Raw genomic sequence first — 24901 nt, 5'->3', positions numbered from 1 at the left:
GAACGCCACATTGGGTGCGTTGGACGCAACCAACGCCACATTGGGGCGCTTGGGGTCAGCCGGCGATGGCCTGCCAGCGCTGGTTGGGCCCGTTCGTCGGCTTGTAGAGGCCGATCCGGGCGCCGTCCTCACGGGACTCGCTCGTGACGTCGAGCAGCTGCCCGCTCGCCGCGTTGACGAACGTCCAGGTGCCGTCGCCGGTGGTGGACAGCGTCCACTGCGCCGCCGGGTCGCACGCGCCCGCCGCGGCCAGCGTCACCGCGCCGCCGGACGTGCTGAGGACCTGTCCGGTGCCCGCGTTGGTGATGGTGAACCGGTCGCGGTTGCCGTAGCGGCCCGTGCGGTCGGTGAGGGTCCACCGCTGCGCCGCCGCCGAGGCGTCCGTCGTGCGCTGCACCAGCGAGCCGTTCTCCGCCGACAGCGACTTGCCGCTCTGCACGCCGGTGAAGGTGACCGGCTTGCCCGAGCCGAGGCCCGTGCCGGCCGCCGTCGCGGAGACGCCGTCGACGAGGAAGGTCGTCACCGAACGCGCCGGCACCTGCAGCGTCGCCCGGCCGGCGGTCACCTTCACCGGCTTGCCCCGCTTCAGCGCCCCGGTGACGTCGGTGACCACCGGCGTCACGGACGCCCCGTGCCGGACGTTCCGGAAGCCGGACAGGTCCAGCGTGACGTCCTGGGCGTCGGTGCCCGCGTTGGTGTGCACGACCGTCGCCAGGTCCTCGCCGCGCATCGCGACCGTGGACGCGGTGTCGTTCACCCCGATCAGCCGGTCACCCGGCTTGATGTAGTGGGTGAAGTTGCGCATGGTGTTGAACTTCGTGTTCGTCTTGATCGGGCAGGACTGCAGCGTGGCGTTCTTCGGGCAGTCGAACGGGACCTGGATCTCGCCCCAGTTCATCCCGGCCGCGGACTCCCCGCCCGGCTTCATGTTGTTGTAGTCCTCGATCGGCTGCCAGCTGACCCACGCGCTCGGCTCCAGGAGCCGCAGGTCGTCGGTGATCTGCTTGGCCATGCCGAGGCCGGGGTCCATGTCCGTGAAGTCCTGGCGGTCCAGCCAGCTGCCGCCGACCTCGCTCATCCACAGCGGCTTGCCCGCGCCCTTGGCGAGGTCGCGCGGGACCGGCCGGTTGCCGGTGCCGTAGGTGTGCACGTTGAGCCGGCCCGCCGCCGCGCGGGCGTCGGCCGACCAGCCGGCCCAGTCCGCCGCGAAGATGTCCGGGTTGGTCTCGTCGGGCGCGGAGACGATCGCCCGCGAACCGGCCGCCTTGAGGGCCGAGGCCATCGCCGGGATCAGCTGCGACTGGACCGCCGGGCCGATGTGCGCGCCCTCCTGGCGGCCGCCGGTCGGGTTGCCGTCGGCGCCGAGCGTGGTCTTCCAGTAGTTCGTGTTCGGCTCGTTCAGCGGGTTCACCGACGCGAACTTGATGCCGTGCGCCTTCTCGAGGGTGCGCACGACCTGCGTCAGGTACGCGGTGAAGTCGCCGATCTTGTCGGTGCGCAGCTGCTCGTCGGTGGCGTTGAAGCCGCCCGAGACGTACCCGGAGACGGTCTGGAAGTAGGGCGGCGAGTTGCTGAACGCCTCCCACTTCGTGACGCGGTTCTTGATCTTGTCGACCCACCAGCGCTGGTTCGGATCGGCCTTGGGGTCGAACTCGGCCGCGTCGCCAGGGGTCCACCAGTCCTTGTCGGTGCGGGTGGTGCCGGCCGGGGCCTTCCACCAGCCCGGCACCGCGGCGCCCGGGCGCAGGTACGACGGGACATCGGGGGCGTTGCCGCCGCCGACGTTGAACCGGGCGATGTTCAGGTTCAGCCCGTCGGGCCCGAAGACCAGGTCGGCCAGCTTGTTCCGGACGGCGTCCGGGTAGCCGCCGGTCGCCTCGGCCATCCACGCCAGGCTGGCGCCCCAGCCGTCGAACGGCTGCTGCCGGTAGGTCGGGTCCGGCTTGACCGTGACAGCGGTGGCCGCCTCCGCCGGTGCGGCAACCACTGCGCCGCCTATCAGAGGTACACAAAGGACGGTGAGCAAACGCCGCAAGTTCATCGTCGAACTGCCCTTCGGGTGCGGTGGGGACGGTACTTCAGGCCTCGGTGTGGCCCAGCAGCGGCCGCGGCACGAACCGGGCCGCGGGGTCGAGCATCGTGCCGAGTTCCAGCACGACCAGTTCGTTGGCGCCGGCCCGGACCACCGGGCGCGGCACGTACAACGTCCGTTGCGGCCCGCGCCGCCAGTACCGGCCGAGCGCGAACCCGTTGAGCCAGGCGACGCCCTTGCCCCACTCCCCCGTGTCGAGGAAGAGGTCGGCGGGCTCGTCGACATCGATGTCGGCGCGCAGCAGGACCGGCCCGGCGACCGCGCCCGCCACGGACGACGGCGCCGCAGGCCGCAGCGACGGCAGCGCGGCCAGGTCGAACGGCAGCACGTCCCAGCCGGCCAGCGGCTCGCCGTGCAGCGACGCCCCGCCGATGATGCCCTTCGCCTCGCCGATGCGCGGGCCGTAGTCGACGCGGCCCTGGTCCTCGACCAGCACCAGCAGCTCGCCGGCCGCGCGCGGCAGCGGGATCGCGCGCTCGTGGTGGTCCCGGCTGAGCGTGCCGACCAGGTCGCCGTCGAAGAACACCGTGGCGCGGTCGCGGACCTCGCCGAAGGTCAGCACGCCGGGCCGGTCGCCCTCGACGGTGCACCGCAGCAGCGCGAGCTGCGGCATCGGCGTGAGCTCGTCGAACGCGGGCAGCTCCTCGTGGAATTCCCAGGTGCCCCACCGCTCCGGTGCGTCGAGCAGCCGGACCGGGTCACCGAGCGCGCCGGACGGCGTCGGCGCGGGCCGGGCCGGCGGCGGAACGGTGTCGGGCACCTTGTGGTAGCGGGCGATCACGTCCCGGAAGGCGTGGTACTTCGGCGTCGGGTCCCCGGCTTCGTCCAGTGGCGCGTCGTAGTCGTAGGACGTGATCAGCGGCTGGTAGACGCCCTTGTCGTTGGCGCCGTTGGTGAGCCCGAAGTTGGTGCCGCCGTGGAACATGTACAGGTTGACCGACGCGCCCGCGGCGAGCAGCGCGTCGAGCTCCGCCGCCGAATCCGCGGCCGGCGTCGTGTGGTGGTGCGCGCCCCAGTGGTCGAACCAGCCGTTCCAGAACTCGCTGCACATCAGCGGCCCGGTCGGCTGGTGCTCCCGCAGGATGGCCAGCCGCGCCTCGGCGCCGGAGCCGAACGACGCGGTCCGGTGCAGCCCGTCGAGGCTGCCCGCTTCGAGCATCTCCGGCGTCGGCTGGTCCACTGTGGTCAGTGGCACGGTGACGCCGGAGTCGCGGGTGTGCTCGGCGAGCGCTTTCAGGTAGCGCTTGTCGTCGCCGAACGCGCCGTACTCGTTCTCCACCTGGACCAGCAGCACCGGCCCGCCGCGGTCGACCTGGTGCGGGACGACGACCTCGTACACCTTCGTGAGGTACTCGCGGACGGCGTCCAGGTACTTCGGCTCGTACCGGCGCACGCCGACCGACGGGTCGCGGAACAGCCACGCGGGCAGCCCGCCGTTGTCCCACTCGGCGCAGATGTACGGGCCGGGCCGCACGATCGCGTACATCCCGGCGTCGGCGACCATGCGCAGGAACCGGTCGAGGTCCAGCCCGCCGGACAGGTCGAACGAGCCGGGCTCGGGGGCGTGCGCGTTCCACGCCACGTACGTCTCGATGGTGTTGAGCCCCATCCGCCGGGCCTTGTCGATCCGGTCGGCCCACAGGTCCGGGTGCACGCGGAAGTAGTGCAGGGCCCCGGACAGGATGCGGAACGGGCGGCCGTCGAGCAGGAAGTCGTGCTCCCCGATGGCGAACTCAGGCATCCGGGCCCGCCTGCGGGGTCAGCTGCAGCACGGTCCAGGACAAGGGTGGCAGTGTCACGGTGATGGTGGTCCCCCCGGGATCGGACGTCGCGACCGTGCCGGGTAGCGGCACCGGCCGGACCGGTTGTGCGTCGGCGGTGTTCACCGTGTGGCGGGTCTCGCCGTCCGGTGTGGTCAGGGTTTCGGCGGCGTAGACGCCGAACCGGGCGCCGCGCAGGCGGATCCGGACTTCGGTCGGCGACGCCGTCGCGCGGTTGGTCAGGAACACCGCCCCGCGCCCGGACTCCTCGACCGTCGCGGCGACGTCGACGAGGTCGACTTCGCCGTGCTGCGCGGTGCGCAACCGGTCGCCGTCGACGGACAGGCGCAGGCTCGCCCCACCGGCCAGCGAGGCCACCTGCCGGAACGGCTGGAACGTCGTCTGCCGCCACGCCGGGCCGCCGGGCTCGGAGCGGATCGGCGCGATGACGTTCACCAGCTGCGCCTGGTTGGCCATGGTGACCCGGTCGACGTTGCGCAGCAGCGAGCTCAGCAGCGAGCCGACGACGACCGCGTCGGTGACGGTGTAGGTGTCCTCGATGATCCTCGGGTGCTGCCGCCAGCCGCCCTCGGCGAGCTTCGCCTGGTCGACCTCGTTCCAGCGGCGCAGGTCCCAGACGTTCCACTCGTCGACGCTGATCCCGATCTTCTTGTCCAGGCCCAGCTCGGCGAGGGTTTCGTCGATGACACCCGCGGTCGTGCGGATGTAGCGGTCCAGCGCCGCCCCGCTCGCCAGGTAGCTGTCGGTGTCGCCGTGCAGCTCCTGGTAGTAGGCGTGCAGCGAGATGTGGTCGACCAGCTCGGCGGTGTGGCGCAGCACCGTGCGCTCCCACTCGCCGAACGTCGGCATGTCGGCGTGCGAGCTGCCGGCGACGACCAGCTCGAGGCCGGGGTCGATCATCCGCATCAGCCGGGCGGTCTCGGCGGCCAGGCGGCCGTACTCCTCGGCCGTCTTGTGGCCGATCTGCCACGGGCCGTCCATCTCGTTGCCCAGGCACCACAGCTTGAAGCCGAACGGGCGGTCGGCGCCGTTCGCGCGCCGCCGCTCGCTCAGTTCGGTGCCGCCGGCGTGGTTGCAGTACTCAAGGACGTCGGCGGCTTCTTGGATGCCGCGGGTGCCGAGGTTGACGGCGTACATCACCTCGGCACCCGCGGCTTCGGCCCACGCGACGAACTCGTGCAGGCCGAAGCGGTTGGACTCGACGCTGTGCCACGCCGGGTCCAGTCGGGCCGGCCGTGATTCGACCGGCCCGACGCCGTCTTCCCAGCGGTAGCTGGAAACGAAGTTGCCACCGGGGTAGCGGAGCACGGTCGGGCCGAGTTCCCGGACCAGCTCCAGCACGTCACCGCGGAAGCCGCGGTCGTCCGCCGTGGGGTGGCCGGGCTCGTACAGCCCGGTGTAGACGGACCGGCCCATGTGCTCGACGAACGAGCCGAAGAGGCGACGCGGGACCGGGCCGATGACCTGGCCCGCGTCACCTTCGATGTCGACGGTCATCCGGCGCTGACCGTGAAGCCCTGCTGGTTGCCGTAGTCGACGATGGCCTGCTGCCAGGCCGCCAGTCCGGCGTCGAGCGGGGTGGCGTTCACGTAGGCCTTGCCGGCGGTGTCGCTGAAGATGCTGTTGGCGTAGGTCTGGTACGGCAGGTAGGTCCAGCCGGGGGCGACGTCCTTCGACGCCTGGGTCAGCACCTGGTTGACCTTCTGGCCGCCGAAGTACGGCAGCGCCTCGTCGACGAACGCGGGCGAGGTCAGGTCGGCCGTGGTGGACGGGAAGCCGCCGCTCTTGATGAACGGCTGGACGCCGCCGGCGTGGTTGAGCCAGCGCACGAAACCCGCGGCCAGTGCCGGGTTCTTGCTCTGCTTGACGACCGACTGGGCGCTGCCGCCGTTCTCCGCGGTCACCGGCTTGCCGTCGTAGGTCGGCATCGGCGCGACCGCCCACTTGCCGGCGCCGCCGGGCACCGACGAGATGAAGTTGCCCGGCATCCAGGCGCCGGTGACCAGGGAGGAGATGGTGCCGTCACCGAGGGCGCGGAACCAGTCGTCGGACCACTCCTTGACCGGGGCGAGCTGCTTGCCCTGGATCAGCTGGTCCCACATCGCGGTCCACTTCTTCGTGCCCGCGTCGCCGAAGTCGACCTTCACGTTCCGGCCGTCGACGGTGAACGGACGCCCACCGGCCTGCCAGATCATGCTCAGCACGAACCCGGGGTCGCCGGTGTCCGAGGTGATGTACTTGGTGGGGTCGGCGGCGTGCAGCTTCTTGGCCGCTTCGATGTACTCGGCCCAGGTCTTCGGCACGGCGATGCCGTTCTTGTCGAAGACCTCCTTGTTGTAGAACAGGGCCATCGGGCCGGAGTCCTGCGGGAGGCCGTAGATCCCGTTGCCGTTCTTCACCTGCGCCCACGTCGAGGCGCTGTAGTCCTTCTCGAACGAACCGAACCCGAACTGGTTGAGGTCGGCCAGTGAATCGGTCAGCGCGAACTGCGGGAGGGCGTAGTACTCGATCTGGGCCACGTCGGGGGCACCCGAGCCGGCCTTGATCGCGTTCTGGAGCTTGGTGTACTCCTCCTTGTTGGTCCCCGCGTTGACGTAGTTGACCTTGACGTTCGGGTATTCCTTCTGGAACGCGGCCACCTGGTCCTTGGCCGACGGCGTCCAGCTCCAGTAGGTGATCTCGCCGCCGGCCTTCAGCGCGGCGTCGACGGAGTCCTGGGTGCCGGTGGCGGCGGCGGGCGCGGAGGACGTGCCCCCGGACGAGCAGCCGACCGCGAGCGCGGCGGCCAGCGCGAGGGCGGCGGCCGCCTTGGCGCGGGTGCGGATTCTTGACATCGGATGTCCCTTCACGGCGGTGTGACGGCGGAGAGTTACTGCTTGACGCTGCCGGCGCTCAGGCCCGATTGCCAGAACCGTTGCATGAGCAGGAAAGCGACGACTAGGGGGATGATCGTGAGCAACGACCCGGTGAGCACCAGGTTGAAGATCGGCTGGGCGCCGGCGCCGTTGGCCTGGGCGCTCCACTGGTTGAGCCCGACGGTCAGCGGGTACCACTTCGGCTCGCTGAGCATGATCAGCGGCAGGAAGTAGTTGTTCCACGTCTGCACCATGGTGAACAGCGCGACCGTGATGATCCCGGGGACCAGCTGGCGCAGCGTCACGGTGAGGAAGATCCGGAGCTCGCCGGCGCCGTCGATCCGCGCCGCTTCCAGGAGCTCGTCCGGGATGGCGTCGGCGGCGTAGACCCAGATCAGGTACAGGCCGAACGGGCTGATCAGCGACGGGATGAGGACCGCCAGCGGCGTGTTGGTCAGCCCCATCTTGCTGAACATCAGGAACGTCGGCACGGCCAGCGCGGTCGGCGGCACGGCCACCGCCCCGAGGACGATGGCGAACACCGCGCGGCGGCCGGGGAAGCGGTACTTGGCCAGCCCGTACCCCGCCGCGGTGGCGAGGATCGTCGCGCCGCCGGCCCCGACCACGACGTACAGCAGGGTGTTGCCGAGCCAGCGGAAGAAGATCCCGCCGTTGTAGGTGAACGTCTGGCCGATGTTGTCGAACAGCGCGAACGTGCCGCCGAAGGACAGCCCCGACGTCGAGAACAGCGCCGGCTGGGTCTTGCTGGCGTTGATCACCAGCCACACCAGGGGAACCAGGGTGTAGATCAGGTACAGCGCCATGAAGCCGGTGAGGACACGCGACTTGCGGGGTTTCGTCACCGAGAAGGTGGCCACGTCACATCTCCTTCCGGGAGCCGCGCAGCTGCACGACGTAGGCGATGACCGCGGTGATCACGCCCATCACGATCGCGACGGTGGCGGAGTAGTTGTACTGCTGCCCGTTGAAGGAAAGGTTGTAGGCGTACATGTTCGGCGTGTAGAACGTGCCGATCGTGTTCGGGACCAGGTTGCGCATGATGTTCGGCTCGTTGAAGAGCTGGAAGCTGCCGATGATCGAGAAGATCGTCGCGACCACGATGGCGCCCCGGATCGCGGGGAGCTTGACCGACAGGATCGTGCGGAACGTGCCGGCGCCGTCGATCGCGGCCGCCTCGAACAGTTCCTTCGGGATCACCTTCAGCGCGGAGTAGAAGATGAGCATGTTGTAGCCCGCGAACTCCCACGTCACGATGTTGCCGATCGACGTGAGCAGCCAGCTCGGGGACAACGGCTGGACCGCGGTGCCGAACAGGTGGTTGAAGTCGGCCGCGAGCCCGAAGTGGTCACCGTAGATGAAGCCCCACATCAAGGCGGCGACGACCGCGGGGACCGCGTACGGCAGGAAGATCACGATCCGGAAGAACCCGGCGGCGTGCAGCCGGGCGCTGTCGATCGCGAGTGCGGCGATCAGCGCGAGCACCAGCATGATCGGCACCTGAACGGCGAGGAACACCAGCACCCGCCGGAAGGCCTCCCAGAACTTCGGGTCGCCGAAGACCTGGACGTAGTTGTCGGCGCCGACGAAGACCGTGCCGCCGAAGAAAGCCTGGTCGCGGAAGAGGCTCAGCACGAACGCGTAGACGACCGGCGCGATGAAGGTCAGCGCGAACACGAGCATGAACGGGGCGACGAAGAGCCAGCCCCGCCATTTCCGCCGCGGCCGGCGGGCCGCGGGCGCCCGGCGCGCCGGCACCGGCGCGGGCGGAGCCGCTGTGGACGTCATCGTCTCTCCGAGTGATCACGTGCGCCGGGCCCTGGACCCGGCGGGATGTTTACGTCAACATGGACGGCCGCAGAGTAACGTGTTGACGTAAACATGTCCAGGACACTGTGACAGCCGGGGCTTCGCCCCGGGCCGGGGGCTTCGCCACCCGGACCCCTGAGAAGCTAAAGGAGTGACCGTGCCGCGCCAGACAGCGACGTCATCCGCACCAGGCCCGTCCCGGCGCCGGGGCCCGTCGATGGCGGACGTCGCCCGCGAGGCGGGTGTCTCGGGCCAGACGGTTTCCCGGGTCGCCAACGGCAAGACCAATGTGGACGACGCGACGCGCGAGCGGGTCCTCGCCGCCATGCGCCGGGTCGGCTACCGGCCCAACAGCGCGGCCCGCGCCCTGCGCAACGGCCAGTTCCGCAGCATCGGCGTGATCATTTCGGCGCTCCCGACGTTCGGCAACAGCCGCACCCTCGACGCCATCGCGGCGGCGGTCGTGCCGGAGGGGTTCTCGATCATCCTGATGCCGGTGACGCGGCCGACCCAGGGCGAAGTGACGGGCGCGTTCAGCACGCTGAACGAGCAGGCCGTCGACGGCGTCATCATCCTCATCGAGCAACACCAGCTTGACCAAAGCGAAATCGAACTGCCGCACGGGCTCCCCGTGGTGGTGATCGACTCGAGTGCCCGGTACGACTACCCGGTGGTGGACAACGACCAGGCCGACGGCGCGGCCCGGGCGACCAGCCACCTGCTGTCCCTGGGGCACTCGACGGTCTGGCACATCGCCGGGCCGCCGCAGTCGTACTCGGCCGAGCGGCGCCGGAAGTCGTGGCAGGCCACTTTGGAGCGTGCGGGCCGGTTCGTCCCCCCGGTGGCGGTCGGCGACTGGTCACCGGAGTCGGGTTACCAGGCGGGCCTGCGCCTGGCGGCGGACCCGGAGGTGACGGCGGTGTTCGCGGCGAACGACCAGATGGCGTTGGGAGTGCTGCGCGCGTTGCACGAGACGGGCCGCGCGGTACCGGCTTCGGTGAGCGTGGTCGGCTTCGACGACATGGAGGAGTCAGCCCACTTCTGGCCGCCGTTGACAACGATCCGCCAGTCGTTCGAGGCGGTGGGCCGCCACGCGGTGAAGGCCCTCCTGGCGGAGATCGAGACGGGCACGGAAGCCGGCGAGCCGGTCCTCCTCCCGACGGAGCTGATCATCCGCTCCAGCACCGCCCCACCCCCGGCGTAACCGAAACTGTCGGTGCCCTCCGGTAGCGTGGAAAACGGGGGGCGCCCCCCGCGGCCCGGGCTCGCTTCCGTGATCAAGCGGGCATCACCTGTGCTTAGGCGGGCATCACCCGTGCTTCAGCGGGCATCACGCGTGCCTGGGCGGGCATCGGCGCGATGCCTCGCCGATCACGCGTGTCGCCCCTCCAATCACACGTGATGCCCCTCCAAACACGCGTGAGGCCTCTCCAAGCACGCGAGCCGACCCTTCTGGGACGCGGGCCGACCTCCGGGTACGCGAGCCGGGCGTGTGGGTGCGGGGGTGGGGATGTGCGCGGAGGCGGGTCGGAACGAGCGTGGGAAAGTGGTCGTTTCAGGCGGGCGGGGCGGGGGAATTACCGGCCACCAAGCCGGAAACCCCGGTACCCCCAACGTCTTAGTGGCGTGGACCATTCGGCCCCACGCCACGGAAACGAGACCGTCATGCTCGCCATTCTCGCCGCCGTTCTCTTCGGGCTCGCCCTGCTCATGGAACTCGCCGGGTTCGGGCTCGGCCCGGTGATCACCACCGGGACGCTCACCACCGCCGGGCTTCTCTGCGTTGCCCTGCACCTGGCCGGCATCGCCACCGACCGGTCGCGGTTCACCCGGCGGCGGCGGCGCTGACCTGCCGCAGCACCTGGGCGAACACCTCCGGCGACTGGGCTCCCGCCACGCCGTAGCGCTGGTCGATCACGAAGAACGGGACGCCGGACGCGCCGAGTGCGCGGGCCTGCTCGCCGTCCGATGCCACTTCTGCTTCGTACGCGTCGGATTCGAGCACCGCCCGCGCCTCGGCTTCGTCCAATCCCGCCTCCGCGGCCAGCGAAACCAGCGAATCGTGGTCGAACAGCGAACGCCGCTCGGTGAAGTGCGCGGCGTAGAACCGGTCGACGACGGCGTCGGCCAGACCGCGCTCGGCCGCGAAGTGGACCAGGCGGTGGCCGTCGACCGTGTTGCCCATGTGGACGCCGTCGAGGTGGTACTCGAGGCCGTCGGCGGCCGCGCGCTCCTCCATCTGGGCTTCCATCGCGTCCGCTTCTTCCAATGTCCGGCCGTACTTCTCGGCCAGCACCTCCCGCGTCGGCCGCGAAGTCCCGCGCGGGAACGACGGGTCGAGCTGGAACGAGTGGTGCACCACCTCGACGTCGACACCGACTTCGGCGACCGCCTGCTCGAAGCGGCGTTTGCCGAGATAGCACCAGGGACAGACCAGATCGGACCAGATGTCTACGCGCACGGAACCCAGGTAACCGAAGGGGTGCCGCGCACTTCAAGGTAACCGGCACCCACCAGCGGACTAGGGTGTCGCCGGTGACCGCCTCCACCGACGACATCGTCCGGCACGCCGCCCGCCTGCTGATGGCCGGCACCCGCCTCGACCTCGGGCGGATGGCCGCCGACCTCGGCATCTCGCGCACCACTTTCTTCCGCCGCGTCGGCAACCGCGAGGACCTGATGGGCGCCGGCCTCCGCCTGCTCTCCGACCGGACCTGGCAGCGCGCGCTCGACGGCTGGCGCGCCGACCACGGCGACGCGGTCCGCACCCCGGACGGCCGGCTGCGCTGCCTCTGGGTCATGGAGGCCTACCGCCGCGAAGTCGCCGGCAGCGAAGGCATGCGCAAGCTCATCGAGGCCGAGTCGAACGTCGCCCTGCGCGTGCTCACCGATCCGCGCGGTGCCGTGCAGCCCGGGCTGGTCGACGCGCACGTCACGCTGTTCCAGCAGGACGCCGACGCCGCCGGGCTGGCCCCGCTGGTCGGGCTTCCGGACCTGGCCTTCGCGGTGGTCCGGCTCGGCGAGTCCTTCCTCTACTCCGACGTCCTCGCCGCGCGCTCGGTCGACCTGACCGTCGCGACGACGCTGGTCGACACCCTCGTGCGCGGCGCCCTGGAGCCGGTGCGCGTGCCCTGAGCGACCGCCCAGTTCGTCAAGCCGCTCCCCCATTCGGAGGATGTGGAACATTTCGCCAAGGTGTTTCATAGGCGGAGGGGAAGCGGTTACCCCGCATCCCGCCCGCGGCACGTCCTTCCGTTGCCGTGCACCAGTTCTGCCGATCCGCCCGTCTGTGTCCGGGCGTGCTTTCGCCTGCCCGGGGAAAGAGAGCGATCCATGTCCGCACCCACCAGCCCGCCGACGACGTCCGGCTTGGGTGAGAAAATTTCCCGCCGACGCGGGTGGCGCGCCAAGGCCGCCGGCGTCGTGCTGGGCGCCCTGGCGCTGACCACCGCGGTCGCCGCGCCGGCACCCGCCGCCGCGAACCCCTACGAGCGGGGCCCCGACCCGACCACCGCCAGCATCGAAGCCAGTCGCGGGTCGTTCGCGACGAGCACCGCCACGGTGTCCCGGCTGGCCGTCTCCGGCTTCGGCGGCGGCACCATCTACTACCCGACGACCACGACCGCCGGCACGTTCGGCGCGATCTCGATCGCCCCCGGCTTCACCGCCACCCAGTCGAGCATCGCCTGGCTGGGCCCGCGCCTGGCGTCACAGGGCTTCGTGGTGTTCACCATCGACACCATCACCACCTCCGACCAGCCCGACAGCCGCGGCCGGCAGCTGCTGGCCTCCTTGGATTACCTGACGCAGCAGAGCAGCGTCCGGTCGCGGATCGACAGCAGCCGGCTCGGCGTCGTCGGGCACTCCATGGGCGGCGGCGGCACGCTCGAAGCGGCGCGCTCCCGGCCGTCGCTGCAGGCCGCGGTGCCGCTGACCGGCTGGAACCTGACGAAGAACTGGTCGACGCTGCGGGTGCCGACGCTCGTCGTCGGGGCGCAGTCGGACACCATCGCGCCGGTGGCGTCGCACTCGATCCCGTTCTACGCCACTCTTCCGTCCACTCTGGACCGGGCCTACCTGGAACTGCGCGGCGCCAGCCACTTCGCACCCAACACGTCGAACACGACGATCGCGAAGTACACCCTGTCCTGGCTCAAGCGGTTCATCGACAACGACACCCGCTACGAGCAGTTCCTCTGCCCGATCCCTAGCACCAGCCTGTCCATTTCGGACTACCGCGGCAACTGCCCGCACAACGGCTAGCCGCCGAGGGTGACGACCACCTTGCCCTTGGCGTGCCCTGCTTCCGAATAAGCGAACGCGGCACGCAGGTCGTCGAACGGGTAGTTCCGGTCGACGACCGGCGTGACCGCGCCGCGCTCCACGAAACCGGCCAGCTCACGCAGCACCGCCGCCTTGTCCGCGCAGGCCACGGCGTCCGCGAGCACCACCCGCCGCCGCGCCGGAAGCCCCGATGCGAGGGCGGCGAAGACGTGCCCCGCGGGCTGCACCCACCGCCCGGCCGGGCCCCCGACGGCGACGAAGGTGCCGCCCCGCACCAGCACCCGCCGGCAGGCGAACACCGACCGGCTGCCGGCGATGTCCAGCACGATGTCGTAGCGGCGGTCGCTGCGCGTGAAGTCCTCCGTCCGGTAGTCGAAGACGTGCTCCGCGCCGAGCGAGCGCACCAGGGAGACGTTGGTGCTCACCGCGTCGACCCGCGCCCCGAGCGCCCGCGCCAGCTGGACGGCGAAGGTGCCGACCCCGCCGGAAGCGCCGTTGACCAGCACCCGCTGCCCGGCCTCGACACCTCGCAACGCGAGCAGGGCGGTCACGGCCGCCATCGGCATCGCCGCCGCCTGCTCGTGGGTGAGGTTCGCCGGCATCGGCGCCAGCAGCTCCTCGGGCACGCAGACGTACTCGGCGTGCGCACCCCGCGGCAGCAGCGCGTAGACGTCGTCGCCCGGCGCGAACCGGTCGCCGGCCGACGCGACCCGGCCGGCCAGGTCGCAGCCGAGGACGCCGGCCCGCGGACGCAGCCCGAAGCCGCCGGACATCAGCCGCGCGAGGTACGGCTCGCCTCTCAGGTAGTGCCAGTCGTACGGGTTGACCGAAGTGGCGTGCACCCCCACCAGCACTTCGCCGGGACCAGGCACCGGCTGCGGCACGTCTTCCCAGGTCAAGCTGTCGGGCGAACCGTACGCACGCTGCACCAAAGCCTTCATGACGTCTCCCTTACGTTGTAAGTCTTACGTCGTAAGGTAGCTCCGGGCCGAGCCCGGGGTCAAGGGGGACTTACGTTGTACGATCCAGTCCGTGACCACCGAAGCCCGGACCCCGCTGAGCCGGGAACGCGTGCTGCGGGCGGCCGTCGCGCTCGCCGACGAGCACGGCCTGCGCTCGGTGACCATGCGCCGGCTCGCCGAGGACCTCGGCGCCGAGGCGATGTCGCTCTACTACCACGTGGCCAAGAAGGAAGACGTGCTCGACGGGATCGTCGAGGTGGTCGCCGAGGAGATCAACGACGTCGTGGCCGGCCTGGCGCCCGGCCCGGACTGGAAGCAGACGGCCCGGCGGCGCATCCTCGCGGCGCGCCAGGTTTTCCTCCGCCACCCCTGGGCGCCCGGCCTGTTCGGCACGCGTTCGGCGACGAGCATCGCGGTGCTGAAGTACTACGACGGCCTGGTCGGCCTGATGCGCGAGGGCGGGTTCTCGCACGACCGGATCCACCACGCGCTGCACGCGCTGGGCAGCCGCGCGCTCGGGTTCAGCCAGGAACTGTTCGACCCGAACGCCGGGGCGTCGGCCGAGGTGCCCGCGGAACTGGCCGCCCAACTGCCGAACCTGGTCGGGATGCTGGCCGAAATCGCCCACGACGACCCGGAGTCGACCCTGGGCTGGTGCGACGACCAGGCGGAGTTCGAATTCGGGCTGGACCTCGTCCTCGACGGCCTCGACCGGCTGCGGTAGCCCACCAGCTGGGACGACCCCGCCCACCGGGGCAAAATCGAAGCTGTGTCACGACCACTGCGGAAGCTCGGCTTCCTGACCATCGGCCTGTTCGACGCGGCCGACCCGCGCCGGGGCCACGAGTCGACGCTGGAGATCATCGAACTGGGCGAACGCCTCGGGTTCGACAGCGCCTGGGTGCGCCACCGGCACCTCCAGTACGGCATTTCCTCGCCGGTCGCCGTGGTGGCCGCCGCGTCGCAGCGGACCAGCCGGATCGAGCTCGGCACCGCGGTGATCCCGCTCGGCTGGGAAAACCCGCTGCGGCTGGCCGAGGACCTCGCCACCGTCGACCTGCTCTCGGGCGGGCGGCTCAACCCCGGGCTCAGCGTCGGGCCGCCGATGCGCTGGGACGACGTCAAGCACGCCCTCTACCCGGACACCGCGGACGTCGAAGACTTCTCGTACGACCGGGTGCAGCGGCTGCTGGACTTCGTGCGCGGCGAGCCGGCGACGGGCTTCAGCGGCACCCAGGGCTTCGAGGTGTTCTCGGACCGCGTCCAGCCGCAGGCGCCCGGCCTCGGCGACCGCCTCTGGTACGGCGGCGCGAGCCTGCGCTCGGCGGAGTGGGCCGGCAAGCACCGGATGAACTTCCTGACCAGCAGCGTGGTCAAGGCCGAAGGCGAGAGCACGGACTTCGCCGAAATCCAGCTCTCGCACATCCGGACGTTCCGCGAGCACCACCCCGAAGGCCGCATTTCGCAGGGCCTGGTCGTGATCCCCACCGACGGCGCGACGCCGGAACAGCGGGCGAAGTACCAGGCCTACGCCGAAAACCGGCTGCCCCGCACGGCGGAACCGCAGGGCCCCGCGCGGATGCTGTTCTCCCCCGACTTCGTCGGCACGTCGGCGGAAATCGCCGAGCGGCTGCATGCGCACCAGGCGTTCCGCGAGATCGACGAGGTGGCTTTCGCCCTGCCGTTCACCTTCGAACACGAAGACTACGTGCAGATCCTCACCGACATCGCGGAACGCCTGGGCCCCCTGCTCGGACGCTAGATCACTTGTTGGTACCCGGCGTCAGCACCTTGTCGATCACGAAGACCGTGGCGTTCTTCGTGGGGATGTTGCCGCACAGGATCTTCGCGCCGTTGATCGTCATGCTGTCGCCGGAGCCCTCGATCTTCACCGGACCGCCGGCGGTGTTGAGCGTGTCGACCGAACCGGCCGCGGCGAGGCCCTTGGCGTCGTAGCGCTTGCCGACGACGTGGTACTGCAGGATCGGCGCCAGCTCGGCGGGCTTGCCGGCCAGCTCGTTGAACTTGGCGTCACCGAGAGCGGCGAACGCCGGGTCGGCCGGCGCGAAGACCGTGATGGCCTCCTGGCTGTTCAGCGTGTCGACCAGGTTGGTGGCCTTGACCGCGGCCACCAGCTTGGTCAGCAGCGGGTTGGTCGAGGCGGCCGAGGCGACCGGCTGCGGGCCCATCGAGTCCAGCGAACCGGGCGCGGAACCCTGCGGCAGCTGCGAACAGGCCGGGCCGAAGACGTCGGCGTTGGTGGTCACGCCGGACCCACCGGCCGCCATGCTGGACGACGGCGCGGACATCGACGACGACGGAGCCGGCGCCGGGGCGCTGCTGGAGCTGCCCGACGAAGCGGTGTCGCTACCGCTGCACGCGGTCAGCGAAAGGGCGGCGACAGCGGCGACACCGATTCCGGCGACACGAAGCTTGGTCACGAAAATCACTCCCATAAGCGGCTGAGAACTTCTTCTTGCTCGGTATTCGGAACTACTTTCAAATCGGCTTGGCCCCCATTCGGGTGATCCGGGTCACCGTGCCGTGAAAGCGATGCTGTGCCACCCGGTCGCGCCGTCGGGGACCGTCCCGGCGCGCATTTCGGTCTGCGTGGACCCGGTTTTGTCCGTCGCCCGGCAGACGACCTGGTGGCCGCCGGGCGCGAGGTCGAACTCGAGCCACCACATGCGCCAGGTGTCGACGTTGACTTCCTGCGACAGCATGGCTTCCCGCCACGGACCGTTGTCCATGCGCAGTTCGACCTTGGCGATCCCGGTGTGCTGCGCCCAGGCGACCCCCGCGACCCGGACCTTCCCCGACGGGACGGTTTCGAAACCCTTCGGCGTGTCAATTCTCGATTCCGTTTTGATCGGGGCCTCCTGGCCCCACCCGCGTTTCAGCCAGTACGCCTGCCGCGCCCCCCAGGTCGTGACTTCGAGGTCGGTCACCCATTTCGTGGCCGACACGTAGCCGTACAACCCGGGAATGACGAGCCGGGCCGGGAAACCGTGCTCGATCGGCAGCGGCTCGCCGTTCATGCCGATGGCGAGCATGGCCCCGCGCGCCCGGTCCAGCGCCGCGGCGACCGGGCTCCCGGACGTCCAGCCGTCCACACTGGACGAAAAGAGCTGCTCGGCACCCGGCCGCACCCCGGCCTCTTCGAGCAGGCCGGCCAGGTCGACGCCGATGAAGTTCGCGGTGGAGACGTAGGTGCCGCCGACCTCGTTGGACACGCAGGTCATCGTGATCGTGCGTTCCACCAGCGGCCGGTTCCGGATGTCGTCGTAGCGGTACCGGAGTTCGCGGTCGACCATCCCGTGCAGCCGCAGGCTCCAGTCCTCGGCCCGCACCTGCGGCACGGTCAATGCGGTGTCCACCCGGTAGAAGCGGTCGTTGGGCGTCAGGAACGGCGGCGTGCCCAGCTTCGCGAAGTCGGCGTCGGCCGGGATCATCGGCGCGGTCCGGGCCGGGACGAGCCGCCCGACCGCTGCGCGCGACGCCGCCGCGTCCCGGCGGCCGGCGAGCAGCTGCCCGCCGAGACCGGCGACCCCCGCGCCCACGACGACTCCCGCGCCCGCCAGCAGCACCGTCCGGCGCGACGAGTCCGGGGCGGCGGTGTTGCCGGCGAGCCGGTGCAGGACGGCGAACGTCCCCACCCCGGCGACCAGGCTCGCCAGCGGGGCGAGCAGCGCGACCGCGTCGAGGTCGGGCCGCGCGTACACCGCGACCAGGCCGACGAGCCCGAACCCGGTGATCACCACCAGCCCCGGCACCGGCGTCCGGCGCGACAGCAGGCCCGCCACCGCCGCGACGGCCACCATGACGACGGCCATCCCGGACAGCAGCACGAGCTTGTCGTAGGTGCCGAAGGTGCGGACGGCGAAGTCCTTCAGCCACACCGGGGTCAGGTCGATGGCACCGTTGCCCACGGCCAGGTAGGGCGACGCGTTGACGCCGACGAACCCGGCGACGAGGTGGCCGGCCGCCAGTGCGGCGGCGAGCGCCAGCACGCCGAGCAGGGCGGCCCACCCGCGGCTACGCAAGGGAAATCCTGGTGACGGCGGGGGTCGTCGGGCCGGCCGAACCCCCGGCGGGCTCGACGGTGATCCCGATCCGGTCGACGTCGGCGGGCAGCTCGGCCACCAGCATCCGCTGCGACACCTCGGTCGTCATCAGCCCGGCCGAGCGCGCGTGCCCGCCGCCGATCAGCCACACCTGGTAGACGTGCCCGGCGTCGAGGGCCGGCAGGTCCGAGGCGAGCAGCACGGCCTGGTGGCGGCTGCGCGAGACGACGAGCGTGGTGTGCCCTTGGCCGGCCCCCTGGATCGCGGCCGCGTCCGGCGCGCTCAGCACCGAATCGACCGGCGCCGGCGTCCGGACCACGCCGAACACGACTGCCACCACGGCCGCCGCGGCGGCCCCGAACAGGGCGAAGCGCACCTGCCACGTCTTGGCCCGGCTCAGCCGGCGGACCACCGGCACCCTCGGCGGCAGCTGGCGGGTGCGGGCCACGTCGGCGAGCACCACCAGCTTCAGCGACGGCGGCGGGTCCACCGCGGCCGCCACGCCCAGCCGCGCGCCGGTCGCCCGCAGCTCGGCCACCTCCTGGCGGCAGGCGGCGCACTCGCCGAGGTGGCGTTCGAACTCGGCGCGGTCCGCAGCGGACACCGCGTCCAGGGCGTACGCCCCGGTCATCGTGTGCAGCTCGGCGGTCATCGGTCCACCCCCAGGCAGTCGCGCAGCCGGATCAGGCCGTCGCGGATGCGGGTCTTGACCGTGCCCGGCGCGACCTTCAGCACCTCGGCGACCTCGGGGTAGGTGTAGCCGTTGTAGTAGGCGAGCACGATCGACTCGCGCTGCAGGTCGGTCAGCGCGGCCAGGCACTGCCGCACCCGCTGCTGCTCCAGACCGGCCAACGTGGACTCGGTGACCTCGTCGAACGGCCGCCGGACGTCCATCAGGCCGGCCCGCTCCTCGCGGTCGACGCCGGCCTGGTGCGAGCGCACGCGGTCGACGGCCCGGCGGTGCGCGATGGTCAGCACCCACGACAGGGCGCTGCCGCGGTCCGGCTCGTACCTCGTGGCCTTGCGCCACACCTCCACCAGCACCTCCTGCGCCACCTCTTCGGCCTGCGCGTGACTGCGCAGCACGCGCGTCGCGAGCCCGAGGACCGGACCGGCGACGAGGTCGTAGAGCGACGCGAACGCCGTCTCGTCGCCCGCCGCGACCCGCGCGAGCAGCTCTTCGGCGCTCGGCGCGGGCGCCGGTGCCTCGTCCGGTGGCAGCCGCAGCCGCCCACGCTCACCCATTCCCGGTCCTCCAGTCACCCCTGACTTGCCGGGGGTTCGCGGCCGGACGGCGAAGCGGACTGGTGCCGGGTGGCCTTTCCCACCCGGACGGCGCAAATCCGCCGCCGGAACCCATCCGGAGGCCGTGCGGCTCCGAATGCCCGTCGGGTGCTTGGTCAGCGCCGTGCGGACCGCCGGCCAGGGCACGGTCCGGGAGGGCCTGAGCCTGGCCGGGCGGCACCGGCTTGCCCGCTCGCTCTGCTCACCGCGGCGTGGATGTGCCGAGCAACGCGTGATCGGAAGGTCGGCACGCGTGATTGAGGGGTCGACACGCGTATCTGGACGGCCGGTGGGTGTACCTGGACATCGCGGGCTGGAAAGACCGGTCACCGGTGGTGACCGTGCGTGAGGGACTTGCCCGTTCGGCCACGCCGACGGTGACCTCGGACACTTCTTGATCACCCTGGCGTGTGAAAGTTTTTCGGATCGCTGGGCGTTGAACTGACTATGGGTTATCCCTGGAAGCAGCCGAAGTTAACCGACGAGTAGCAAGGGGGCCGAAATGGCCGACCCGCACACCGTGACCAACGCCCGCATCGACTTCGCCCTCCGCACCTTCGGGGCCGGACCGCGACCGGTGCCGGCCGAGCTGGAGCACGACACCCGCGACCCGTACGCGGTCGCCGTGGTGCTGCACGCCGGCCCGAGCGCGGTCCGGTGGCTCTTCGGCCGCGACCTCCTGGCCGACGGCCTGCTCGCCCGCTGCGGCGACGGCGACGTGCGCATCGGCCCGGCCGGCGACCCCGCGCTGGTCGTCGTCGAGCTGAGCTCCCCGGACGGCGCCGCGGTGCTCGAGGCCCCGGCGAAGGAGATCGCGGCCTTCCTCGACCGCACCTACGACGTCATCCCGGCCGGCAGCGAGAGCGACTGGTTCGACTTCGACGAGGAACTGGCGAAGCTGTCCTACCAGGATTGAGGCTTGTTCTGGTCAGCCCGCCGCGCCCCTCGCGCGAACCGGCGGCTGAAAAGCGAAGTCATGCGGCGGGCGACGGCAGAACAAGCCTCACCTGAGTACCGTCCCCGGGCGTGAGCTTCTTCCTGACGAAGGTCCTGGCCGCGCTCGAGGACGGCGGTGACCGCGTCCTGTTCCACGCGAGCGACAGCGTCACCACCTACCACGAGGCCCGTGACCGGCTGCGCCGTCTCCACGGCGGGCTCGGCGAAACCAAGGCCACCGTCGCCCTCGATCTGCGCAACCGGTCCGAGACGGTCCTCGTCCAGCTGGCGGCCCTCCTGCGCGGCGCGACCGTGCTCCTGGTTCCCGCCTCGGCGCCGACAGCGAGCCGGCTGGCCGCGGCGCGCGGCGCCACCGTCGTCACCGACCGGCCCCACGATTGGCCCGGCGCCGACACGAAAACCCTCGACGACCTCGACGGCGAACCCGAGCCGCTCGACCCGCCGGAGACCGTCCGCCTGCTCTTCCCCACCGGCGGCACCACCGGCACCCCCAAGCTCATCCGCCACAGCGGCATCTACGACGGCATGGCGTACCTCTTCACGCCGTCGCCGGACGGCCCGGGCCGCACGCTGCTCGTCGCCCCGATGACGCACATGACCGGCAACGCGACCGTGCTCGGCACGCTGCTGCGGCAGGACACCCTCGTCGTCCACGACGGTTTCGACGCAGGTGCCGTCCTCGACGCGATCCAAGAGCACCGCATCGACACGCTCTCCCTGACGCCGCCGCGGCTCGCCGCGCTCCTCGACCACCCGAAGCGGCCGGAAACCGACCTCACCAGCGTCCGCTCGCTCTCCCTCGGCGCCGCACCGCTGCCGCCGCACCGGCTCGCGCAGGCCCTCGACGTCTTCGGCCCGGTCGTCGGCCAGGGTTACGGCCTCACCGAGGCGCCGATGATCGCGAGCATCTCCGCCGCCGAGCTGATCGGCCGCCCGGAGCGGCTCGGCTCGGTCGGCCGGATCGTGCCGGGCATGGAGGCGCGGATCACCGAAGACGGCGAGGTCGAAGTGCGCGGGCTGTCCATGATGGACGGTTACCTCGGCGGCGCGGAGATCGGCGCGGGCTGGCTGCGCACCGGCGACCTCGGGCGCTTCGACGACGAGGGCTACCTCTACCTGCTCGACCGCGCGGACGACGTCGCCGTGGTCGGCGAGCACGGCACGAAGGTCCCCACGACCGTCGTCGAACACGCCCTGGAGACGCACCCGGCGGTGCGCAGCGCGGCCGTCTTCGGCCACGGCGACCGGCTGCACGCCGTCGTCGTCGCGACGAGCGAGGTCACGGCGGCCGACCTGCAGGCGCACGCCCGGGACACCTTCGGCCAGGAGCACTACGTCCCGGCGCGGGTGGACTTCGCCGACGCGCTGCCGCTCACCGACGTCGGCAAGGTCGACAAGCGCGCCCTCGCTCAGCTCGTGACGGCCCCGTAGGACGACGACCGCACCAGCTTCACGTACTTGCCGAGCACGCCCTCTCCGAACTTGTTCGGCAACGGCTCCCAGCCTTCGCGGCGCCGGGCCAGCTCGGCGGCGTCGACCAGCAGGTCGATGCTGCGCGCCTTGATGTCGACGGCGATCCGGTCGCCGGTGCGGACGAATGCGATCGGGCCGCCGTCGACCGCCTCGGGCGCGACGTGGCCGATGCACAGGCCGGTGGTGCCGCCGGAGAACCGGCCGTCGGTCAGCAGCAGGACGTCCTTGCCCAGCCCGGCGCCCTTGATCGCCGCGGTGATCGCCAGCATCTCGCGCATGCCCGGCCCGCCCTTGGGGCCTTCGTAGCGGATGACGACGACGTCGCCGGCCTCGATCCGGCCCTCGTTCAGCGCCGCCATGGCTTCCTGCTCGCGTTCGAACACGCGCGCCGGGCCCTCGAAGTTGGCCGTGTCGAAACCCGCGGACTTCACGACCGCGCCTTCCGGGGCGAGCGAGCCGCGCAGGATGGTGATGCCGCCGGTCGGGTGCAGCGGGTTGTCCAGGCCGCGCAGCACTTCACCGTCGATCGGGTCGGGGGCGAGCTCGGCGAGGTTCTCGGCCACCGTGCGGCCGGTGACGGTGAGCGCGTCGCCGTGGATCAGGCCCTCGTCCAGCAGGGCCTTCATCAGCACCGGGATGCCGCCGTGGCGGTCGATGTCGTTCATGACGTACTTGCCGAACGGCTTCAGGTCGCCCAGGTGCGGGACGCGGTCGCCGACGCGGTTGAAGTCGTCGAGGGTCAGCTCGACCTTGGCCTCGTGCGCGATGGCCAGCAGGTGCAGCACGGCATTGGTCGAACCACCGAGGGCCATCACGACGGTGATGGCGTTCTCGAACGCCTCCCGCGTGAGGATGTCCCGCGCGGTGATGCCCTTCTCGAGGAGGCCGACGACGGCTTCCCCGGACAGGTGGGCGTAGTGGTCGCGGCGGCGGTCCGCGGACGGCGGCGCGGCCGAACCCGGCATGCTCATCCCCATGGCTTCGGCCGCCGACGCCATCGTGTTCGCGGTGTACATCCCACCGCAGGCACCCTCACCGGGGCAGATGGCGCGTTCGATCCGGTCGAGGTCGGCGTTCTGCATGCGTCCGGCCCGGCACGCGCCGACCGCCTCGAAGGCGTCGATCAGCGTGACGTCCTTCTCGGTGCCGTCGGTGAGCTTGACCCAGCCGGGGGCGATCGTGCCCGCGTAGAGGAACACCGAGGCCAGGTCGAGGCGCGCAGCGGCCATCAGCATGCCCGGCAGGGACTTGTCGCAGCCGGCCAGCAGGATCGAGCCGTCGAGCCGCTCGGCCTGCATGACCGTCTCGACCGAGTCGGCGATGACCTCGCGGGAGACCAGCGAGAAGTGCATGCCGTCGTGGCCCATGGAGATGCCGTCGGACACCGAGATGGTGCCGAACTGCAGCGGGTAGCCGCCGGCTGCGTGCACGCCTTCCTTCGACGCCTGGGCCAGCCTGTCCAGGGACAGGTTGCACGGCGTGATCTCGTTCCACGAGCTGGCGACGCCGATGATCGGTTTCGTCCAGTCGCCGTCGCCCATCCCGACCGCGCGCAGCATGCCTCTGGCGGGCGCGGCCTCGATCCCGTCGGTCACCGTGCGGCTGCGGGGCTTGGGGTCGATCGTCATCGCGGGCCTCCGATACGACGTTCGGGCGCTGGTCATGTTACCAACGGACGCGCGGTCCGCTGGCCGGAACGATTTCCTTCCCGGAGCTGCGCAAAACGGCGAAAACTCAGGCCATGATCGCCACAGTGGTGTGGGGCACGGGCAACGTCGGCCGTGCGGCAATCCGGGCCGTCGACGCCCATCCGGCGCTGAAACTGACCGCGGTGCTCGTCCACGACCCGGCGAAGGTCGGCAAGGACGCCGGTGAGCTGGCCGGGGTCGGCGAGCTGGGGGTCGCCGCGACGGACGACATCGAGGCCGTCCTGGCGGCGAGTCCGCGCGCGGTCGTGTACGCCGCTTCGGGAGACGTCCGGTTCGACGACGCGCTCACCGACATCATGCGCGCGGTCCGGGCGGGCGCGGTCGTCGTGACCCCCGCCTTGTACCCCCTCTACGACCAGCGGAACGCGCCGAAAGAGTTGCGTGACCCGGTGCTCGCGGCGATCGAGGACGGCGGCGGCTCGCTGTTCGTCTCCGGCGTCGACCCCGGCTGGGGCAACGACGTGCTGCCGCTGCTGATCAGCGGGCTCGGCACGGACGTCGACGTCGTCCGCTGCCAGGAGATCTTCGACTACTCGACGTACGAGCAGCCCGACTCCGTCCGGTACCTGGTCGGGATGGGCCAGCCGATGGACTACGACCCGCCGATGCTGATGACCGGCGTGCCGTCGATGGTGTGGGGCGGGCAGGTCCGGCTGATCGCGCGCGGCCTCGGCGTCGAGGTCACCGAGCTGCGCGAGACGCTGGACCGGCGCCCGCTGGACGAGACCGTGACCACGCGGACCATGGGCGAGTTCGAGAAGGGCACCCAAGGCGCGGTGCGGTTCGAGGTCCAGGGCATCGTCGACGGCGAGCCGCGGATCGTCATCGAGCACGTCACCCGCATCCACGCCTCCTGCGCGCCGGACTGGCCCACGCCGCCCAGCGGCGACGGCGCCCACCGCGTGATCATCGAAGGCCGGCCGCGCATCGAGGTCACCGTCGAGGCGACCGACGAAGGCGAGAACCGGTCGGCGGGCGGCAACGCCACCGCCGTCGGCCGCCTGGTCGGCGCGATCGACTGGCTGGCCGCGGCGGAACCCGGCCTCTACGACGCACTCGACGTCCCGCTGCGACCGGCAGCCGGCAAGCTCGGAAGGAGCCGCTCGTGAACATCGACCTCCCCGCCGGCAAGGACCCGATCGGGTACGTCTGGGGCGAAATGGTCCCCGGCATCGGGATCGCCGCGTCCAAGTTCTCGCTGGCGGTGTACGAGCACACGACGCTGGGGCTGCGGGAGTTCGAGGCCGCGCGGCTGCGGATCGCGCAGATCAACGGCTGCGTCTTCTGCCTCGACTGGCGCACCGAACGCGACGGCGTCAAGGTCGAGCCGGAGTTCGCGGACGCGGTGGCGGAGTGGCGCACGACGGACCGCTTCGACGAGCGGACGCGGCTGGCGGCGGAGTACGCCGAGCGGTACGCGACCGACCACCACAACCTCGACGACGAGTTCTGGAAGCGGATGTCCGCTTCGTACAGTCAGCGGGAGATCGTCGAGCTGTCGATGAGCCTCGGTGCGTGGCTCGCGTTCGGACGGTTGAACCACGTCCTCGGCCTCGACACGGTCTGCGTCCTCCCGCACTCGTCGTGAGTGGTAAGGCGGGTTAGAACCCGCC

At 71.0% G+C, this 24901-nt stretch carries 23 protein-coding genes; 10 read left to right on the top strand and 13 right to left on the bottom strand.

Translation table 11 applies throughout. The features are described from left to right. Positions 1-55: 55 nt before the first annotated feature. The 6 genes from ACWEVN_RS29795 to ACWEVN_RS29770 all read right to left on the bottom strand — a co-directional run bounded on the left by ACWEVN_RS29795 (position 56) and on the right by ACWEVN_RS29770 (position 8534). Complete coding sequence (locus ACWEVN_RS29795; RefSeq protein ID WP_452053496.1) at positions 56-1987, bottom strand: RICIN domain-containing protein; 1932 nt, start codon at positions 1985-1987, stop codon at positions 56-58. A 91-nt stretch (positions 1988-2078) separates the two neighbouring features. After that, positions 2079-3833: a glycoside hydrolase family 35 protein gene (locus ACWEVN_RS29790; protein WP_452053495.1), complete on the bottom strand. Its 1755-nt coding sequence runs from the start codon at positions 3831-3833 to the stop codon at positions 2079-2081. Next, positions 3826-5370, bottom strand: a complete 1545-nt coding sequence (gene arfA, locus ACWEVN_RS29785; RefSeq protein ID WP_452053494.1) for an arabinosylfuranosidase ArfA — start codon at positions 5368-5370, stop codon at positions 3826-3828. The genes ACWEVN_RS29790 and arfA overlap by 8 nt, the downstream gene beginning before the upstream one ends. Next, positions 5367-6707, bottom strand: coding sequence for an ABC transporter substrate-binding protein (locus ACWEVN_RS29780; protein WP_449687487.1), 1341 nt, complete (start codon positions 6705-6707; stop codon positions 5367-5369). The genes arfA and ACWEVN_RS29780 overlap by 4 nt, the downstream gene beginning before the upstream one ends. A gap of 35 nt (positions 6708-6742) precedes the next feature. After that, the gene (locus tag ACWEVN_RS29775; protein ID WP_449687488.1) at positions 6743-7606 is read right to left on the bottom strand and encodes a carbohydrate ABC transporter permease; all 864 of its coding nucleotides are present in this window, start codon (positions 7604-7606) and stop codon (positions 6743-6745) included. A 1-nt stretch (position 7607) separates the two neighbouring features. Then, complete coding sequence (locus tag ACWEVN_RS29770; RefSeq protein ID WP_449687489.1) at positions 7608-8534, bottom strand: carbohydrate ABC transporter permease; 927 nt, start codon at positions 8532-8534, stop codon at positions 7608-7610. 172 nt (positions 8535-8706) lie between these two features. On the opposite strand from ACWEVN_RS29770, the gene ACWEVN_RS29765 reads away from it, so the two are divergent. Together ACWEVN_RS29765 and ACWEVN_RS29760 are read left to right on the top strand one after the other, a co-directional pair. Then, the gene (locus ACWEVN_RS29765; RefSeq protein ID WP_449687490.1) at positions 8707-9759 is read left to right on the top strand and encodes a LacI family DNA-binding transcriptional regulator; all 1053 of its coding nucleotides are present in this window, start codon (positions 8707-8709) and stop codon (positions 9757-9759) included. Positions 9760-10220: 461 nt separating this feature from the next. Further along, positions 10221-10403 (top strand): hypothetical protein, encoded by a 183-nt coding sequence (locus ACWEVN_RS29760; protein WP_176175443.1) that lies wholly within the window; start codon positions 10221-10223, stop codon positions 10401-10403. Here ACWEVN_RS29760 and ACWEVN_RS29755 read toward each other — a convergent pair. Beyond that, positions 10381-11016 (bottom strand): DsbA family oxidoreductase, encoded by a 636-nt coding sequence (locus ACWEVN_RS29755; protein WP_452053493.1) that lies wholly within the window; start codon positions 11014-11016, stop codon positions 10381-10383. The two genes, ACWEVN_RS29760 and ACWEVN_RS29755, sit on opposite strands and share 23 nt — an antisense overlap. Before the next feature lie 74 nt (positions 11017-11090). Here ACWEVN_RS29755 and ACWEVN_RS29750 point away from each other — a divergent pair, with 74 nt between their 5' ends. After that, positions 11091-11690 (top strand): QsdR family transcriptional regulator, encoded by a 600-nt coding sequence (locus ACWEVN_RS29750; protein WP_452053492.1) that lies wholly within the window; start codon positions 11091-11093, stop codon positions 11688-11690. Between the two features lie 198 nt (positions 11691-11888). Beyond that, the gene (gene bdeA / locus ACWEVN_RS29745; protein WP_449687493.1) at positions 11889-12818 is read left to right on the top strand and encodes a bis(hydroxyethyl) terephthalate hydrolase; all 930 of its coding nucleotides are present in this window, start codon (positions 11889-11891) and stop codon (positions 12816-12818) included. Here bdeA and ACWEVN_RS29740 read toward each other — a convergent pair. Then, positions 12815-13780, bottom strand: coding sequence for an NAD(P)-dependent alcohol dehydrogenase (locus ACWEVN_RS29740; protein ID WP_452053491.1), 966 nt, complete (start codon positions 13778-13780; stop codon positions 12815-12817). The genes bdeA and ACWEVN_RS29740 overlap by 4 nt on opposite strands. Positions 13781-13871: 91 nt before the next feature. Here ACWEVN_RS29740 and ACWEVN_RS29735 point away from each other — a divergent pair, with 91 nt between their 5' ends. Continuing rightward, positions 13872-14525, top strand: coding sequence for a TetR/AcrR family transcriptional regulator C-terminal domain-containing protein (locus ACWEVN_RS29735; protein ID WP_452053490.1), 654 nt, complete (start codon positions 13872-13874; stop codon positions 14523-14525). 45 nt (positions 14526-14570) lie between these two features. Then, positions 14571-15563 (top strand): LLM class flavin-dependent oxidoreductase, encoded by a 993-nt coding sequence (locus ACWEVN_RS29730; protein WP_452053489.1) that lies wholly within the window; start codon positions 14571-14573, stop codon positions 15561-15563. 1 nt (position 15564) lies between these two features. On the opposite strand, the gene ACWEVN_RS29725 is transcribed toward ACWEVN_RS29730, so the two are convergent. The 4 genes from ACWEVN_RS29725 to sigK all read right to left on the bottom strand — a co-directional run bounded on the left by ACWEVN_RS29725 (position 15565) and on the right by sigK (position 19110). Continuing rightward, the gene (locus tag ACWEVN_RS29725) at positions 15565-16242 is read right to left on the bottom strand and encodes a fasciclin domain-containing protein (protein ID WP_449687497.1); all 678 of its coding nucleotides are present in this window, start codon (positions 16240-16242) and stop codon (positions 15565-15567) included. 93 nt (positions 16243-16335) lie between these two features. Continuing rightward, positions 16336-17811, bottom strand: a complete 1476-nt coding sequence (locus tag ACWEVN_RS29720) for a molybdopterin-dependent oxidoreductase (protein WP_452053497.1) — start codon at positions 17809-17811, stop codon at positions 16336-16338. 25 nt (positions 17812-17836) lie between these two features. Continuing rightward, complete coding sequence (locus ACWEVN_RS29715; protein ID WP_449687499.1) at positions 17837-18517, bottom strand: anti-sigma factor; 681 nt, start codon at positions 18515-18517, stop codon at positions 17837-17839. Next, complete coding sequence (gene sigK, locus ACWEVN_RS29710) at positions 18514-19110, bottom strand: ECF RNA polymerase sigma factor SigK (protein WP_310967380.1); 597 nt, start codon at positions 19108-19110, stop codon at positions 18514-18516. Before sigK ends, ACWEVN_RS29715 begins: the two co-directional genes overlap by 4 nt. Positions 19111-19651: 541 nt before the next feature. On the opposite strand from sigK, the gene ACWEVN_RS29705 reads away from it, so the two are divergent. Both ACWEVN_RS29705 and ACWEVN_RS29700 read left to right on the top strand, forming a co-directional pair. After that, positions 19652-20065 carry an SsgA family sporulation/cell division regulator gene (locus tag ACWEVN_RS29705; protein WP_449687500.1) on the top strand — a complete coding sequence of 138 codons (414 nt, stop codon included), beginning with the start codon at positions 19652-19654 and terminating at the stop codon, positions 20063-20065. A gap of 110 nt (positions 20066-20175) precedes the next feature. Continuing rightward, entirely contained in the window at positions 20176-21537 is a 1362-nt protein-coding gene (locus ACWEVN_RS29700) for a class I adenylate-forming enzyme family protein (RefSeq protein WP_452053488.1), read from the top strand. Here the strand turns inward: ACWEVN_RS29700 and ilvD are convergent. Continuing rightward, positions 21516-23207, bottom strand: coding sequence for a dihydroxy-acid dehydratase (gene ilvD / locus ACWEVN_RS29695; RefSeq protein WP_452053487.1), 1692 nt, complete (start codon positions 23205-23207; stop codon positions 21516-21518). The two genes, ACWEVN_RS29700 and ilvD, sit on opposite strands and share 22 nt — an antisense overlap. A 113-nt stretch (positions 23208-23320) precedes the next feature. On the opposite strand from ilvD, the gene ACWEVN_RS29690 reads away from it, so the two are divergent. After that, positions 23321-24397 (top strand): NAD(P)H-dependent amine dehydrogenase family protein, encoded by a 1077-nt coding sequence (locus ACWEVN_RS29690; protein ID WP_449687503.1) that lies wholly within the window; start codon positions 23321-23323, stop codon positions 24395-24397. Beyond that, positions 24394-24876: a carboxymuconolactone decarboxylase family protein gene (locus tag ACWEVN_RS29685; RefSeq protein WP_449687504.1), complete on the top strand. Its 483-nt coding sequence runs from the start codon at positions 24394-24396 to the stop codon at positions 24874-24876. The genes ACWEVN_RS29690 and ACWEVN_RS29685 overlap by 4 nt, the downstream gene beginning before the upstream one ends. Positions 24877-24901: the final 25 nt, after the last annotated feature.

Source organism: Amycolatopsis sp. NPDC003861 (assembly GCF_053605405.1).
This window is presented reverse-complemented; position numbering and strand designations above follow the sequence as displayed.

Coding starts and splice junctions, on each gene's coding strand:
- ACWEVN_RS29715 (WP_449687499.1), bottom strand. CDS start 18,517: ATGACCGCCGAGCTGCACACGATGACCGGGGCGTACGCCCTGGACGCG.
- ACWEVN_RS29780 (WP_449687487.1), bottom strand. CDS start 6,707: ATGTCAAGAATCCGCACCCGCGCCAAGGCGGCCGCCGCCCTCGCGCTG.
- ACWEVN_RS29790 (WP_452053495.1), bottom strand. CDS start 3,833: ATGCCTGAGTTCGCCATCGGGGAGCACGACTTCCTGCTCGACGGCCGC.
- arfA (WP_452053494.1), bottom strand. CDS start 5,370: ATGACCGTCGACATCGAAGGTGACGCGGGCCAGGTCATCGGCCCGGTC.
- ACWEVN_RS29760 (WP_176175443.1), top strand. CDS start 10,221: ATGCTCGCCATTCTCGCCGCCGTTCTCTTCGGGCTCGCCCTGCTCATG.
- ACWEVN_RS29705 (WP_449687500.1), top strand. CDS start 19,652: ATGGCCGACCCGCACACCGTGACCAACGCCCGCATCGACTTCGCCCTC.
- ilvD (WP_452053487.1), bottom strand. CDS start 23,207: ATGACGATCGACCCCAAGCCCCGCAGCCGCACGGTGACCGACGGGATC.
- sigK (WP_310967380.1), bottom strand. CDS start 19,110: ATGGGTGAGCGTGGGCGGCTGCGGCTGCCACCGGACGAGGCACCGGCG.
- ACWEVN_RS29690 (WP_449687503.1), top strand. CDS start 23,321: ATGATCGCCACAGTGGTGTGGGGCACGGGCAACGTCGGCCGTGCGGCA.
- ACWEVN_RS29740 (WP_452053491.1), bottom strand. CDS start 13,780: ATGAAGGCTTTGGTGCAGCGTGCGTACGGTTCGCCCGACAGCTTGACC.
- ACWEVN_RS29770 (WP_449687489.1), bottom strand. CDS start 8,534: ATGACGTCCACAGCGGCTCCGCCCGCGCCGGTGCCGGCGCGCCGGGCG.
- bdeA (WP_449687493.1), top strand. CDS start 11,889: ATGTCCGCACCCACCAGCCCGCCGACGACGTCCGGCTTGGGTGAGAAA.